Source organism: Streptomyces sp. NPDC001594 (genome assembly GCF_042893675.1).
GTDB lineage: Bacteria > Actinomycetota > Actinomycetes > Streptomycetales > Streptomycetaceae > Streptomyces.
In genome coordinates this window covers 62325-76823 of sequence record NZ_JBIAVB010000006.1, presented here as the reverse complement: position 1 = coordinate 76823, position 14499 = coordinate 62325, and the positions used below count along the sequence as shown (strand labels likewise).

14 protein-coding genes are annotated in these 14499 nt (G+C 73.5%); 7 read left to right on the top strand and 7 right to left on the bottom strand.

The window, feature by feature from the left end; translation table 11 throughout:
* Positions 1-20: 20 nt before the first annotated feature.
* A complete protein-coding gene (locus ACFY0O_RS14240) occupies positions 21-929 on the top strand; it encodes a helix-turn-helix transcriptional regulator (protein WP_388946836.1) in 909 nt (302 codons plus the stop codon).
* A 94-nt stretch (positions 930-1023) separates the two neighbouring features.
* Here the strand turns inward: ACFY0O_RS14240 and ACFY0O_RS14235 are convergent, their stop codons facing one another.
* Positions 1024-2202: a glutamate--cysteine ligase gene (locus ACFY0O_RS14235; protein WP_388946834.1), complete on the bottom strand. Its 1179-nt coding sequence runs from the start codon at positions 2200-2202 to the stop codon at positions 1024-1026.
* 234 nt (positions 2203-2436) lie between these two features.
* Between ACFY0O_RS14235 and ACFY0O_RS14230 the strand changes: the two genes are divergently transcribed.
* Positions 2437-3702, top strand: a complete 1266-nt coding sequence (locus ACFY0O_RS14230; protein ID WP_388946832.1) for an MFS transporter — start codon at positions 2437-2439, stop codon at positions 3700-3702.
* Between the two features lie 137 nt (positions 3703-3839).
* Here ACFY0O_RS14230 and ACFY0O_RS14225 read toward each other — a convergent pair whose 3' ends face one another.
* The 3 genes from ACFY0O_RS14225 to ACFY0O_RS14215 form a co-directional block, all read right to left on the bottom strand.
* Positions 3840-5192, bottom strand: a complete 1353-nt coding sequence (locus tag ACFY0O_RS14225) for a carboxyl transferase domain-containing protein (RefSeq protein ID WP_388946830.1) — start codon at positions 5190-5192, stop codon at positions 3840-3842.
* Between the two features lie 145 nt (positions 5193-5337).
* Positions 5338-6894 (bottom strand): GAF domain-containing protein, encoded by a 1557-nt coding sequence (locus ACFY0O_RS14220; protein ID WP_388946828.1) that lies wholly within the window; start codon positions 6892-6894, stop codon positions 5338-5340.
* 170 nt (positions 6895-7064) lie between these two features.
* A complete protein-coding gene (locus tag ACFY0O_RS14215; protein WP_388946827.1) occupies positions 7065-8102 on the bottom strand; it encodes a rod shape-determining protein in 1038 nt (345 codons plus the stop codon).
* Positions 8103-8325: 223 nt separating this feature from the next.
* On the opposite strand from ACFY0O_RS14215, the gene ACFY0O_RS14210 reads away from it, so the two are divergent.
* A complete protein-coding gene (locus ACFY0O_RS14210; protein WP_388946825.1) occupies positions 8326-9006 on the top strand; it encodes an esterase/lipase family protein in 681 nt (226 codons plus the stop codon).
* On the opposite strand, the gene ACFY0O_RS14205 is transcribed toward ACFY0O_RS14210, so the two are convergent.
* Positions 9003-9596, bottom strand: a complete 594-nt coding sequence (locus ACFY0O_RS14205) for a hypothetical protein (protein ID WP_388946823.1) — start codon at positions 9594-9596, stop codon at positions 9003-9005. The two genes, ACFY0O_RS14210 and ACFY0O_RS14205, sit on opposite strands and share 4 nt — an antisense overlap.
* A gap of 78 nt (positions 9597-9674) precedes the next feature.
* On the opposite strand from ACFY0O_RS14205, the gene ACFY0O_RS14200 reads away from it, so the two are divergent.
* Positions 9675-10379 carry a hypothetical protein gene (locus ACFY0O_RS14200; protein WP_388946822.1) on the top strand — a complete coding sequence of 235 codons (705 nt, stop codon included), beginning with the start codon at positions 9675-9677 and terminating at the stop codon, positions 10377-10379.
* A gap of 25 nt (positions 10380-10404) precedes the next feature.
* Here the strand turns inward: ACFY0O_RS14200 and ACFY0O_RS14195 are convergent, their stop codons facing one another.
* Positions 10405-10827 carry a MarR family winged helix-turn-helix transcriptional regulator gene (locus ACFY0O_RS14195; protein ID WP_079426654.1) on the bottom strand — a complete coding sequence of 141 codons (423 nt, stop codon included), beginning with the start codon at positions 10825-10827 and terminating at the stop codon, positions 10405-10407.
* Positions 10828-10941: 114 nt separating this feature from the next.
* Between ACFY0O_RS14195 and ACFY0O_RS14190 the strand changes: the two genes are divergently transcribed.
* The 3 genes from ACFY0O_RS14190 to ACFY0O_RS14180 all read left to right on the top strand — a co-directional run bounded on the left by ACFY0O_RS14190 (position 10942) and on the right by ACFY0O_RS14180 (position 13509).
* On the top strand, positions 10942-11964 hold the full coding sequence (locus ACFY0O_RS14190) for an NADP-dependent oxidoreductase (protein WP_388946820.1): 1023 nt from the start codon (positions 10942-10944) through the stop codon (positions 11962-11964).
* A 64-nt stretch (positions 11965-12028) separates the two neighbouring features.
* Complete coding sequence (locus ACFY0O_RS14185; protein WP_388946819.1) at positions 12029-12454, top strand: organic hydroperoxide resistance protein; 426 nt, start codon at positions 12029-12031, stop codon at positions 12452-12454.
* A gap of 68 nt (positions 12455-12522) precedes the next feature.
* Positions 12523-13509 (top strand): EI24 domain-containing protein, encoded by a 987-nt coding sequence (locus ACFY0O_RS14180; RefSeq protein ID WP_388946817.1) that lies wholly within the window; start codon positions 12523-12525, stop codon positions 13507-13509.
* 18 nt (positions 13510-13527) lie between these two features.
* On the opposite strand, the gene ACFY0O_RS14175 is transcribed toward ACFY0O_RS14180, so the two are convergent.
* Positions 13528-14433, bottom strand: coding sequence for an NAD(P)-dependent oxidoreductase (locus ACFY0O_RS14175; protein ID WP_388946815.1), 906 nt, complete (start codon positions 14431-14433; stop codon positions 13528-13530).
* Between the last annotated feature and the right edge of the window lie 66 nt (positions 14434-14499).

Here is a 14499-nt window from a genome sequence, read left to right as displayed (position 1 = left end):
TATGAGTGGAATTTTCGGACATGAACGACGCTTCGGGGGCACATGCCCCCTCATTGGGTGCGCTTCAGGCCACAGCGCACATTTCTTCGGCCGGGGGGCCGAAGACAGCCGCCGCCTTGCCTCTCCTGCGCCAGATCCAGCGCGAGCTGCGCCGACAGGTATCAGAGATCGAGGATCACGTAGGGCGAATTCAGGCCCAGCCGCGCGGGCCGTCGACGTCCGACGCGATCCACGGGGTCGAATTGCTGGGCACTCCCGAGTTCGAAGTGCTCCAGGGATTCGAAGTGATCAACGACGCCATCAATGCTGCACTCGAAACGGTGGAAACAGAGGTGATCACGGCCCAGCCCGGCGGCGGGCGCCAGGCCGAGACCCTCGACCATTCCTTCGACCGGGAAGTGCGGCTCCTCGGGCGCGGAGTGCGGATACGGACCCTCTACCAGCACACCGCCCGCTTCAGTGCCGCCACCCGCTACTACGTGGAGCGCGTCAGCGGTCACGGATCGAAGGTGCGCACTCTTGAAGAGTTCTTCGACCGCCTGATCATCGTGGACGAAACCGTCGCGTTCATCCCCTGCAACGACGAGAGGTCCACGGCGATAGCCGTCAGACAGCCCGCGGTCGTACGCTTCCTCAAGGGAACGTTCGAGCGCTCCTGGACGCGGGCGACACAGTTCTCCGTCGATATGGACCAGAAGGCCTACCGGTACGCGATCGACAGCACCCGGCTCTCGGTGGCCCGGCTCGTCACCCAGGGGGAAACGGACGAGGTGGGAGCCCGCCGCGCGGGCCTGAGCCTCCGCAACTACCGGGAGCACGTGAAGGCGTTGATGACCCAGCTCGACACGCGCAGCAGGTGCGAACTCGGTTACGCCATTGCCCGTTCGGATCTGCTCGAAGCCAAAGGCGCGGCCCTGTCGGTTTCTTGACCCCTTGAGCAGGTCACCGGCCCCCCCGCGGGACGCGCCGCGGCCGCGGACGCCCCGAGCGGGCGCCGCGACCGTGGCCGTGCGGAAGGACCGGTCAGGCCTTCTCGGTCTCCTCCACCAGGTGGCGCAGCACGTCCATCAGGTCCTGGCGGCGCGCGAAGGCCGCCCGCTGCCGGGCCGCGCCCGAGCCGTCGCGCAGCAGTCCGCCCAGGGTCCGCGCCGCGTGGTCCAGGTCTCCGGCGGCGGCCAGGTCGGGGGCGACCAGGTCGAGCAGGGCCTCCGCCAGGTCGGCCGCCGGGAGTTCGGCGCCCGTGTACGGGTCCAGGCCGAAGCCCTCCAGGCCGTCGTGGGCCGCTCGCCAGCGCGCGAGCCGCAGCACCTCGTCCCGTACCGGCCGCTCGGGCCGCTGCTCCGCGATGTCGCGCAGCGCCGAGGAGACCAGGGCGCGGCCGAGCTCCGCCTGGAGCACGGCCGTGTCGATGTCCGGGGACATGTCGGGCGCCCGGATTTCGAGGGTCGGCCAGTTCCCCGAGGGACGGAGGTCCCAGTAGACCATCTTGGTGTCCAGGGCCGCCCCGGAGCCGAGCAGGGTCTGCACCGAGCGCCGGAAGTGGGCCGTGGACGGGAAGTGCGGGGGCGGACCCGCCGAGGGCCAGCCGGCCCAGGCCATCGCCCGCCAGCTGGAGTGGCCGGTGTCACGGCCGCCCCAGAAGGGGGAGTTGGCCGCCAGCGCGATCAGCGTGGGCAGCCAGGGGCGGACCCGGTTGGACACCGCCACGGCCGTGTCCACGTCGAGGGTGCCGATGTGGATGTGACGGCCGCAGCTGACCAGGGTGTCGGTGAGCGCGCCGAACCGGCGGTGCTGCTCGCGCTGGCGCGGCTCGTCGTCGGTCAGGTGCAGCGGCCCTTCGACGGCCACGACGGGCGAGGGGGCGGCCAGCAGCCGGCAGCCGTGCTCGCGGGCCGCCGCCGCGAGGGTCCGCCGCAGGGCGGCGAGCTCCTCGCGCAGGGTGATCGCCGAATCGGCGACCGGGGTGGAGATCTCCACCTGGTACCGGGTCCCCTCTGGGTGCAGCTGCTGGGGCAGCCCGGCGGCGGTGGCCAGGACGCGGGGCGCGGCCGGGACCACCCGTAACGTGCGGTCGTCGACGAGCAGGAACTCCTCCTCGACCCCGACCGTGAGGGGGGTGGTGGCACCGCTCGCCGTGCGCAGGCCGTGGCCCGCGGGGCCGGTGTCACCGGTGCTCGTGGTGCTGTTGCCAGGATCGATCACTACGCCTCCCTGGACATACGAGTCTTTCATCATGGGCCGAACAGGCGGCCACGGGGCAACGCCGATCCGGTCAAATGTCGGGTGATAATGGCGAGTTAGCGGCAAGAGCGATCCCGCCCTGAAACCCCCGGTCCGGGTGGGTCGCACGTTGCGCGTGTGTGATGGCCCCATGAACCCCGATGAACCCGTCCCCGGCTCCAGGGGCGCCCTAGACCGCGCTGGTTACCATCCCGTGTGACTGGTATTGCCTCCCCGCCCCGACCGAGGCGACGCATATTCGCCGACCTGACCCCGCTGCGCACCTCCGCCCACTACAGACGGCTGTGGGTGGGCGGCACCATCTCCTGGATGGGCCAGGCCATGACCGCCCTGGCGATCTCGCTCCAGGTCTACGAGATCACCGGCTCCAGCTTCTCCGTCGGCCTCGTCGGTCTCTTCTCGCTCGTCCCGCTGGTCGTCTTCGGCCTGTACGGCGGCGCCATCGCCGACACCGTGGACCGGCGCAAGCTGGGCCTGCGCAGCCAGGTCGGGCTCACCGTGCTCTCCTCCGGCCTGGCCGCCGCCGCGCTGCTCGACTACCACCAGGTCTGGCTGCTCTACACGGTCGTCGCCCTCCAGTCGGTCTGCGGGGCGCTGAACGGGCCCGCCCGCTCGGCCATGATCCCCAAGCTGCTGCCGCCCGAGCAGCTGCCCGCCGCGAACGCGCTGGGCTCCGTCACCATGACCTCCGGGACCATGCTGGGCCCGGTGCTCGGCGGGCTGATCGTCGGCTGGTGGGGCTACCAGGCGGCCTACCTGATCGACGCCGTCACCTTCATCGCCGCCCTGTACGCCATGTGGCGGCTGCCCTCGATGCTGCCCGAGCCCCTGCCGGAGGGCCGCAAGGGTCGGGCCTCGGTGCTGGACGGGCTGCGCTTCCTCGGCACCCGGCCCAACATCCGGATGAACTTCTTCTCCGACATGGCCGCGATGATCTTCGCCCAGCCGAAGGCGCTGTTCCCGGCCATCGCCGTCCTCTGGTACGGGGGCGACGCCAAGACCGTCGGCCTGCTGGTCGCCGCCCCCGCCGTGGGCGCGCTGCTCGGCGGGGTGTTCTCCGGCTGGCAGGGGCGGATCCGGCGGCACGGCCTGGCGATCCTGCTGTCCGTCGCGGCGTGGGGGCTGGCCATCGCCGTGTTCGGGCTGACCCGGAACCTGTGGCTGGGGCTCTTCTTCCTGGCGCTGGCCGGATGCGCAGACACCATCTCGATGGTGTTCCGCTCCACGATGATGCAGGCCGCGACCCCGGACGGGATGCGCGGCCGGCTCCAGGGCGTGTACATCGTGGTCGTCGCGGGCGGGCCCCGCCTCGGGGACTTCCTGGCCGGCACCGTCGCCGACCTCACCTCCCCGGCGGTAGCCATCACGGGCGGCGGGCTGGCGTGCGTGGTCGTGCTGGGGCTGCTGGCCGCCCGGTGGCGCTCGTTCGCCCGGTACGACGCGCGGTCGCCGCAGGCCTAGGGCCTGTCCGGCGGAGGCAGCCCGGGGACCCCTTGCGCTGCCCGGCCGCCTCTGCCGCCACGTGTCGAGATGGGCCATGCCGGCGGGCATCCGCCCGCCGGAGGGCGGCGGCAGAGGCCAGGGCCCCGCGGAGGCGCCTACGCGCCGTCCTCCGGGCCCACGACGCCCCGGGCCACGCCGAGGTCGACCAGGTCCTGGGGCCGGATGCGCAGCTGGTCCGCCGTGGCCGGGGCCTCCTCGGGCGGGCGCTTGAGGATGGCCGCCGCCAGCTCGGGGGCGATGACGGAGAAGTAGCTGTCCGGGGTCACCCAGGTGTTCCCGGGCGCCGCCAGGGCGAGCGCCCCGCCCGAGCCGCCCTCGCCGATCAGCAGGGTCGTCACCGGGACGGTGGCCGCCGCGACCGCCGCGAAGCAGTCCGCGATGGCCGGGCCGGCGCCCGCGTGCTCGGCGGCGGCGTCGTTGGCCGCGCCCGGGGTGTCGACCAGGGTGAGCACCGGGATCCCGAGCCGGTCCGCCAGCCGGATCACACGGGCGGCCGTACGGTAGCCCGCCGGGCGGGTGGCGGTGCCGCACTGGGCGGCGTACGCCACCGCCCGGCCCTCCCGCAGCCCGAACCCGCACAGCATCCCGGCGTCGAAGGCCCCGGCCCGGTCCCCGCGCAACGGCATCCGCAGCCCGAAGTACGCGTCCAGGTAGGCCTGCGCGCGGGGCCGCCCGGGGTGCCGGGCCTGCCGGACGGCGTCCCAGCCGGTCTGCGGGGGCGTCACGCCGCCCAGCGCGGCCGGGGGTTCGACCGGCCCGGCGGCCCGCGGCGCGGCCAGCACCCGCAGCCAGTCCCCGACCGCCCCGGGCAGCTCCGCCGGAGGGACGACGGCGTCCACGTGCCCGGCGCCGTACTGCCCCTCGGCGGTGTAGGCCGCCGGATCGGCGTCGGCCGGCCGCACCCGGGACCCCGCGAAGCCGACCTGCGCCCCGGGCAGCGCCAGCACCACGTCGGCCCCCGCCCCGAGGGTGGCCCACCCCCCGCCGGTGGTGGGGTCGCGCAGCACCGCGATCTGCGGGAGCCCGGCGGCCCGGGTCAGCACGCACTGGCGGGCCACCCGCTGGAGCTGCGTCAGCGCGAGCATCCCCTCCTGCATGCGGGAGCCGCCGGTGGCGATCAGGGAGACCAGCGGCAGCCGGCGCTCGCGGGCGTGCGCGTACGCGGCCTCCAGCCGGTCACCGGTACGGCGGCCGAGGCTCCCGCCGAGGAACCCGAACTCGAAGGAGACGAGCACCGCTTCGAACCCGCCGACCCGGGCGGTCCCGGTCACCACGGACTCCCGCTCCCCGGTCCGGGCGCCGGCCCGCGCCAGCGAGGCGTCGTACCCGTCCCACCCGAGCGGGCCGTCGTCATCGGGATACTCCGCACACGGCGCGGGCAACTCCCCGAAGCTCCCGGGGTCGGTCAGGGCGGCGATGGCGGCACGGGCCGAGAGACGGGTCGTCACGGGGCCCAGGGTAGGCGGTGGGGGCTCACGGCGGGCGGTGACGGAATCACCAGCCCCAACCCTGCTCTGAGACCGCCCCGCCGGGACCCGGCCCTCCCCCGACCCTGCCCGGCCTCCCGGCTCCGGCCCACCCCCGCGCCGTGGGCTACAGGCCCGACTCCCATGTCACCGTTGTGCCTCGGGTGTCCGTCTCCGTGTAGCCGTCGTCCGAGACCGTGAGGCGGACTCGGGAGGGGGTGGCGTCGATCTCGACCTCGATCGCCGTGACCTCGCGGCGGCGGTGGGCCGCCGCCAGGGCGCTGCGGAGGGTGGCCAGGAGGGCGTCCGTCACGCGGTCCGGGAGCAGGGCGTCCACCGCGCCCGCGAAGTGCACCGACGGCTGGAAGCCCAACAGGACCGCCGCCCCGCCGGTTTCGCGCAGGACCCGGCCGCGGAAGGTGGTCGGGGCGTCCGTCGGGGGCTGCTGGAGGGCGAAGATGGCGGTGCGGACCTCCTGGATGGTGGAGTCCAGCTCGTCCACCGCCCGGCTCAGCTCGTCGCCTACGTCCGCCCCGTCGCCCGTGGGGGCGTTCGAGGAGCGGCGTCGGGTGCTCTCCAGCATCATCTCCGTCGCGAACAGCCGCTGGACGACCAGGTCGTGCAGGTCGCGTGCGATCCGGTCGCGGTCCTCGTACACCGCGAGCTGCTCGCGGTCGTGCTGGGCGTCGGCCAGGACCAGGGCGAGGGCCGCCTGGGAGGCGAACTGGGAGGCCAGGAGCCGGTCCACGGCGTCGTAGGGGCGGCCGCCCCGGGCCCTGGGCAGGGCGAGGGTGCCGATCAGCTGGCCGCCGCTCTGGAGCGGGAGCATCATGCTCGGCCCGAAGCGTTTGCGCACGTGCGTGGTCATCCGGGGGTCGGTCGCCGAGTCCTCTATGAAGACGGGTTCACCGCCCAGCAGTTGCACCAGCACCGCCGAACCGGGGGCGATGGTCGTGCCGACCAGGTCGCCGGGGTCCCCTTGGGTGGAGGCGGCCACGATCTCCATGCCGCCCTCCGGCGTGGGCTGGAGCACCACGCCGGCCGCCGCGTCCGCGAGCAGCCGGGCCCGTTCGGCCACGCACATCAGGGCGTCGGCCGCCGGCCGCCCCGCCAGCAGGGTGGTGGTCACGGCGGCCGCGCCCTCGATCCAGCGCTCCCGGCGGCGGGCGGTCTCGTACAGGCGGGCGTTCCCGATCGCTATCCCGGCCTGCGAGGCCAGCACCCGCATCAGCGCGAGGTCCTCGTCCGTGAAGGGGCCGCCGCCGCGCTTCTCGGTGAGGTAGAGGTTGCCGAAGACCTCGGTGTGGACCCTGATCGGCACGCCCAGGAAGCTGCGCATGGGCGGGTGCCCGGGCGGGAACCCGGCCGAGCGGGGGTCCTGGGTGAGGTCGTCCAGCCGCAGCGGCCGGGGGTCGGCGATCAGTGCGCCGAGCACGCCGCTGCGGCCGTCCGGCAGCCGGGGGATCGCGGCCCGTTCGGCCTCGCTCATCCCGGCGGTGAACAGCTGGGTCAGCCGGCCGCGCTCGGGGTCGACGACCCCGAGCGCGCCGTAGCGGGCTCCGCACAGGTCGGTGGCGGAGTCCACGACGTGCTGGAGGGTGGCCTGGAGCTCCAGCTCCGAGCCGACGCTGAGGACGGCGTCGAGCAGCACCGGCAGGCTGGCCGGCGCCGCGCCCGCCACCACCCCGCCGGGCTCCGATCCCGACCCGGGCTCCGATCCCGACCCGGGCTCCGCCCCCGACCCGGGCTCCGCCCCCGACCCGGGCTTCGCCCCGGACCCGGGCTCCGAACCGGAGCCCGAGCCCGCGCCCGGTCCCGACCCCGGTCCCGGGCCCTCGGCGGTTGGCTCCCGCGTCATTCGGCCAGCGGGTTGAGGACCATCGGGGCGATCTTCCCTTCGAGCATCGCGCCGAGACCCATTACGGCGCACACGTCGGGCCGTTCCGCGATGGCCACGGGCATTCCGGTGGAGTCCCTCAGCATCTGGTCCAGCCCCGGCAGCAGGGCGCTGCCTCCCACCATCATGATCCCCCGGTCCGTCAGGTCCGCGACCAGGTCCGGCGGGCAGTCGCGCAGCACCCGGCCGATGCCGTCGAGGACGGCCGTCAGCGGGGTGTGGATGGCGTCGCGCACGGCGGCGGTGTCCACGTGGACCGAGCGGGCCAGTCCGGTGGACACGTCGCGGCCGTGGATCAGGGTGGAGGCGGGGCCGTCCGGGGTGATGCCGTTGCCGTGCAGGGCCAGCTGGAGGGGGCGGACGGCCTGGCTCGGCAGCATCAGCTCGTGGGCGTGGCGCAGGTGCTGGACCACGGCGTGGTCGATGGCCTCGCCGCCGACGGGGATCCGCTGGGCGGTGACGATCGAGCCGAGGGAGAGCACCGCCACCTGGGTGGCGGCGGCTCCGCACACCATGATCATCGTCGCGGTCGGCTGCTCCACGGGCAGGCCGCAGCCGACGGCCGCCGCGATCAGGGTGTCGACCAGCTCGACGCGCCGCGCCCCCAGTCCGACCATCGTCTCGACGGCCGCGCGCTGGGCCAGCGGGTCGGCGTCGTGCGGGGTGCAGCAGGCGGCGCGCAGCCGGGGCTTGCGGCGCAGGGCGCGGCGGAGCTTCTCGCCGAGGAGGTGACGCAGCATCCGCTGGGCCATCTCGATGTCGACGACGGTGCCGCCGGAGACGGGGCGGACGACGCGGATGTAGTCGGGCGTGCGGCCCGTCATCCGTTCGGCGAAGGTGCCGACGGCGATGAGGGCGCCGGTGCGGGTGTTGACCGCGGCGACGCTGGGCTCGTCGACGACCAGCCCGGCGCCCTTCACGTAGACGCGGGTCCTCGCGGCTCCCAGGTCGACGGCGACGTGGCAGCGGCGCAACTGCTCAAGACTGACGGTCACGGCAGGTCCTCCCGAGAGCGCTTGGTGCAGAAGGGGACCGGCGGATGCCGGTCGCAATTCATATCTTCTCGGGTCAATGGGGCATACCGCCCGCTGGAATGCTCCGGCCGGGGCGGGTCGTACGGGGCGCACGTGCTGCACGGGGGTGGATTTCTGTACCGACAGGCAGCACCATGCGCGCACCATCCGCGCTACCCGTGCGTAACAAGGTAAAGGGGACCCGATGCTGACGCCCCGCCAGAGACTCCTGGCGCTCCTGACCCTCTGCCTCACCCTTTTCACACCGGTCACGGCCCACGCCGCGGCCGTCGCCCGCAATCCGGTGGTCTTCGTCCACGGATACAACGCCGACCCCGGCGTCTGGGGTTCCCTGCGCGCGGACCTGCGGGCCGACGGGTACGCGGACTCCGAGCTGTTCTCGTTCGGCTACGACACCCACCAGTCCGTCAACGAGGTGCTCTCCGGCCGCCTCGCCGCCTACGTGGACGAGGTCCGCCGCCAGACCGGCGCCGCCCGCGTGGACATGGTGGGCCACTCCTTCGGCTCGCTCGTCAGCCGCTGGTACGTCAAGTACGGCGGCGGCACGCAGACCGTGGACCACTGGGTCTCGCTGGCCGGGCCCAACCACGGCACCTCCACCGCATGGGCCTGCGCCCTGTGGGACCAGGCGTGCCGTGACATGACCCCGGGCTCCTACGTGGTGAAGAACCTCGCCGCCGGGGACGAGACCCCGGGCGCGGTGAAGTACGCGACCTTCTGGTCGGACTGCGACGAGGTGGTCAACCCCGACGGCAGCGTCCCGCTCACCGGCGCCCTGAACACCCCGGTCGGCTGCCTGACCCACAACGATCTGCTCGGAGACGCCGCCACCTCGGCCGGGGTCCGCGCCTTCCTGCGCTCCTAGGCCGTCTCTTCGTCCGCCGGTTGCACCCGCTGGAGCAGCCCGTACGTGAACTCCGCCACCAGGGCCCGTCCCGACGCGCTGAACGCCAGCCGCCAGCGCGTCGGCGCGGTGCCCTCCATCGGCCGGGCCGGCGCGAAGGCGCGGGCCACCTCGTCCACCGTCGCCGCCCAGGGCAGCAGGTCAGCCTCCGTCTCCAGTACGGGCCCCGGCAGGCCCGGGGCGCGCACCAGCCACTCGTTCCACACCGCCCCGTCCGGCGCGGCCAGCACCTCGAAGCGCAGCTCCGGCCAGAGCGGCACCGGCCACAGCAGCGCCTCGCACTCCAGGTCCCCGATCCGGCGCGGCTCGGCCGACTCCGGCGGCCCGAGCACCGACCGGTAGCGGGCCAGCGCCCCGCGCGAGCGGGGTGATCGGACCATCGCCTGCCAGCGCCGGTTGGCCTCCCGCTGCTCGGCGAGGGTCGCCCCAAGCCGCAGCCGGGCCGCCTCCGCGAGAGCGGGCTGGAAGTCCGCCATCCTGCGCAGCAGCACCAGCTGGAAGGCGCCCGGCCCGAAGGCTGCCGGACGGTCCGGGTTCGGGGTCGCGGTCATGGAGGCCACGATTCCACACATAATCCTCACGCTCCCGGAATACTTATGTTGCCGGGGACCGCATAGCCTGCGGGCGCCATGAACTACTTCTGCCCCGCCTGTCAGAGGCACCTCAACGGAGCGCTCGCGTGCGCCGGCTGCGGGACCCCGGCCGAGTATCTGGTGGCCGCCGCGCCCACCGCCGCCGCCGGGGCGCACCCGCACCCGGGCCCGGAGGCACAGCCGGCGCTGGCCGAGGTGTTCGCGGACTCCCTCGTCGTGCTGACCGCCCCCCACCAGGGCCGCGCCGGTACGCGCAAACGCGCGGCCTCCCGCCGCAGGCGGGGGCGGACCGCCCTGGCCGTCGGCCTGGGGCTGGCGCTCGCGACCGGCGGCTCGATCGCCGTGGCCCGCATCGCGGGCGACGACGGGGGCGTGAACCGGGCCGACCGGGTGGAGCTCACCGACAGCGGACCCGCCCAGCCCGACGCCCTGCCCAGCCAGGCTCCGGTCGCGCCTTCCGCCATGCCGAAGGGCGCGGGCGGGGCGGCGAGGACGGCCCGGCCCAGCGGGAGCCCGAGCGGGTCGGCGTCGGCGAGCCCGAGCGGGAGCGCCTCCGCCCCCACGGAGACGCCTTCGCAGAAAGGTTCCGGCGGTGGGGGAGCCGTAAAGACGACGACGCCGGGGCAGCCCGCACCGGGCACGACCGGCACGGCGCAGCCCACCCCGACGAAGACCAAGCCGGGCAATCCGAAGCCCGAGCCGACCAAGACCTGCGTGTTCTGGATCTTCGGCTGCTCGTAGGGCTGACCGGACCCGGCCCGCCCGCTCAGCCCAGCATCCGCCTGAGCAGGTCCCGCAGTGCCGTGCGCTCCTGCGCGGAGAGTCCGGCCAGCGGTTCGCGCGCGAAGTCCAGCGACTCGCGCAGCCGCTCCGCCGTCTCGGCCCCCTCCTCCGTCGGCGCGGCCAGCTTCACCCGGCGGTCGGCCGGGTCCGGCCGGCGTTCGACCAGGCCGCGGGTTTCGAGGCGGTCGATGATGCCGGTGACGTTGGACGGCTCGCAGCGCAGCTTCTGCGCGATGCGGCGCATGGGCAGCGGCTCCAGCGACAGCAGCGTCAGGACCTTCGCCTGGGCGCCGGTGAGCTGGTGGCGGGCGGCCGCCTCCTCGTACTCCATGTGGTAGCGGGCCACGACGTCGCCGATGAGCTCGACGACCTCGACGGTCACTGGATCTGCGCGACGACTGGACATGCCACCAGCGTACCCATTTGCTTGACAACATGAAATATCCAGGAGCATGGTTGTTTCAGGACGTGAAGCATTCCGCTTCCCGCCCGCCTCCCCTCCCACTTCCTGGAGTCCCTCATGTCTCAGATCCCCGCCGTCAGCCGCGAGTGGCACCTCGTCCGCCGTCCGCAGGGCTGGCCCGTGGCCGAGGACTTCGCCCTCCGTGAGGTGCCCGTCTCCGCCGAGCCCGGCGCCGGCCGGATCCTGGTCCGCAACCTCCACATGTCGGTGGACCCGTACATGCGCGGCCGGATGAACGAGACCAAGTCCTACATCCCGCCGTTCCAGCTGGACGAGCCGATGCAGGGCGGCGCGGTCGGCGAGGTCGTCGCCTCCAACGCCGAGGGCTTCGCCGTCGGCGACCACGTCCTGCACATGCTGGGCTGGCGCGAGTACGCCGAGCTCGACGCGAAGCACGCCACCAAGGTCGACGCCTCCCTCGCCCCGCTCTCCGCCTACCTCGGCGTCCTCGGCATGCCGGGCCTGACCGCCTACGCGGGCCTCTTCGAGGTCGCCTCCTTCAAGGAGGGCGACTCCGTCTTCGTCTCCGGCGCGGCGGGCGCGGTCGGCAGCCTGGTCGGCCAGTTCGCGAAGATCAAGGGCGCCTCCCGGGTGATCGGCTCCGCCGGCTCGGACGAGAAGGTCACCCTCCTCACGGAGAAGTACGGCTTCGACGCCGCCTTCAACTACAAGAACGGCCCCGTCGCGAAGCAGCTGAAGGAAGCCGCCCCCGAGGGCGTCGACGTCTACTTCGACAACGTCGGCGGCGACCACCTGGAGGCCGCCATCGCCGAGATGAACCCGCACGGCCGCGCCACCCTCTGCGGCGCGATCTCCGGCTACAACGAGACCGAGCCCACCCCCGGCCCGCGCAACCTCACCCTGGTCATCGGCAAGCGCCTGCGCCTCCAGGGCATCCTCGTCGGCGACCACGCCGCCCTCCAGCCGCAGTTCGTCAAGGACGTGGCCGGCTGGCTGGCCTCCGGCGAGCTGCGCTACGACGAGACGGTCGTCGAGGGCGTGGAGAACGCGACCGACGCCTTCCTCGGAATGCTGCGCGGCGAGAACACCGGAAAGATGATCGTCACGTTCACCCGTTAGGCTCCCTCCATACCGTCGCGATCGTGGGCGCGAGTCGCGGCGACTATCTGGAGGATCCGTTTTCATGTCCATCACCCAGTCCGACGTCGCGTACACGGCCGTCGCCATCGCCGAGAACGGCCGTGACGGCCGCGTCGCCACCAACGACGGCCGGCTCGACGTCGTCGTGAACCCGCCGAAGGAGCTCGGCGGCAGCGGCGCCGGCACCAACCCGGAGCAGCTGTTCGCCGCCGGCTACAGCGCCTGCTTCCAGGGCGCCCTCAGCGTCGCGGCCCGCAACGAGAACGTCGACGTCACCGGCTCCACCGTGACCGCCGAGGTCGGCATCGGCAAGAACGACGAGGGCTTCGGCATCATCGTCAAGCTGACCGCCTCGATCCCGAACGTGGACGCCGCCGTGGCGAAGGACCTGGTCGAGAAGGCCGACCAGATCTGCCCCTACTCCAAGGCGACCCGCGGCAACATCACGGTCGAGCTGAACGTCGCCTGACGCTCGCGCCGCAGCTCATGAAGGCCGCACCCCCTCGGGGGGTGCGGCCTTCGCCGTAAACTGGCCGCATGCGTGATCTTGCGGGGGGTTTCCGGTACCTGTGGGCCGGACAGAGATGGGTGTTCGGCAACGGCCGCTGGCTGGGCTTCGGCCTGCTGCCGGGCCTGGTCACGCTGGTTCTCTACGGCGCCGCGCTGACCGGCCTCTTCTACGGGGCCGACGACTTCACGGTGTGGGCGACGCCGTTCGCCTCGGACTGGTCCTCGCCCTGGCTCGGGCTGTTCCGCGGGTTCCTGACCGCCGTGGTCGTCTCCCTCGGCCTCTTCGTCTCGGTGATCACCTTCACCGCCGTGACGCTGCTGGTCGGCCAGCCCTTCTACGAGTCCCTCTCGGAGCAGGTCGACCGCACCGAGGGCGGTGGGGTCCCGGAGTCGGGGCGCTCGTTCTGGGCGGACCTGTGGATCTCCGCCCGGGACAGCCTGCGGCTGCTGGTGCGGGTGCTGCTGTACGGGATCCTGCTGTTCGCCCTCGGGTTCATCCCGGTGGTCGGGCAGACGGTGGTCCCGGCGATCGGGTTCTGCGTCTCCGGCTTCTTCCTCACCCAGGAGCTCACCTCCGTCGCCCTCCAGCGGCGCCGGGTGGACCTGGACGAGCAGCTCACCCTGCTGCGCGGGCGGCGCGCGACGGCGCTCGGCTTCGGGGTACCGCTGGTGCTGCTGTTCCTGATCCCGCTGCTCGCGGTCTTCCTGATGCCGGGCGCGGTGGCGGGGGCGACCCTGCTGGCGCGGGACCTGGTGGGGGACGACGCCGAGGCCTCCGAGGGCGGGGACGGGGACGCCGCCCAGGCCCCGGCGGTTCCCTACGGCGCGACCGGACCCTACGGCGCGACCGGACCCTACGGTGGCCCCGCCCCGGCGGGCCCGTACGGCGGCCAGGGCTACGCTCCGGCTCCCGGGCAGGGCTACGGACAGCAGGCTCCGGGTCAGGCGCCCCCGTACCGGCAGCCATACGGCTACCCCCCGGTCTCCGGGCAGGACCCGCGTTCCTCCTCCTGAGGCCGGGCCCCTGGCGGCTCAGTGCCCGGGGGCGGTGCGGCGCAGGAGGGTGATGGCGCCCACTGTGTCCTCGGCCCCGTGGGCGGCCGGGTCGGCCTCCAGGCGTTCGCGCATCAGGTCCAGGTACGGCGCGAGCAGCTCGGCGCTGACCCCCTGGTCGGCGGCGGTGCGCAGCAGCGTGCCGCTCGCCGCCACCTGCATGGCCAGGCTGGAGACCACCCCGGTGGTGAAGTCCCGGGAGGTCAGCCGTTCGGCGGCGTTCCCGACGAAGAAGCCCATCGCGCCCAGCCACTCCGACAGCAGCGGGGCCAGGTCCTTCGGGGCGATGTCCTCGCCCTCGATCAGCGCGTAGGCGTGCGAGACCCCGGCGAACAGGCCGTACATGGCGCTCAGCAGAGCCACGTCGTGCAGGGCCGCGTGGCCAGGGTCCTCGCCGACGTAGCGGGCGCCGGCCGGGACCTCCAGGGTGGTCCGGTGGGTGTCGAAGAGGGCGCGGGAGCCGCTGTAGAAGACGTAGCCGCCGGCCTGCGGGACCCCGATCATCGACGGGGTGGCCATGATCCCGGCGTCCACGAAGCGGGCGCCGCGCGTCTCGGCCCAGGCGGCGCGGGCGCGGCCCTCGGCGGCGGTGCCGGTGGTGAGGTTGACCAGGTCCTTGCCGGTGAGGTCGATCCCGTCCAGCACGGAGGCGATGCTCGCGTCGTCCAGCAGGCAGAGCACGATCAGGCGGTTCGCGGCGACGGCCGCGGCGGGGGTGGCGGCGACGGAAGCGCCCTCGGCGGCCAGGGGCCCGGCCTTGGCGGGGGTGCGGTTCCAGACGGTCAGGGGGTGGCCGGCGGCGAGCCAGGTGCGGGCCAGGGCGGTGCCCATGTCGCCGAGGCCGAGCAGGGTGAGCGGGCGGTGCCGGGTGTCGTTGTCGGTCATGGCGTTTAGCCTGGTGGCAGGCTGACGGGGGCTCAAGTACGCACTTGGGAGTGGGTGCTTACCCCG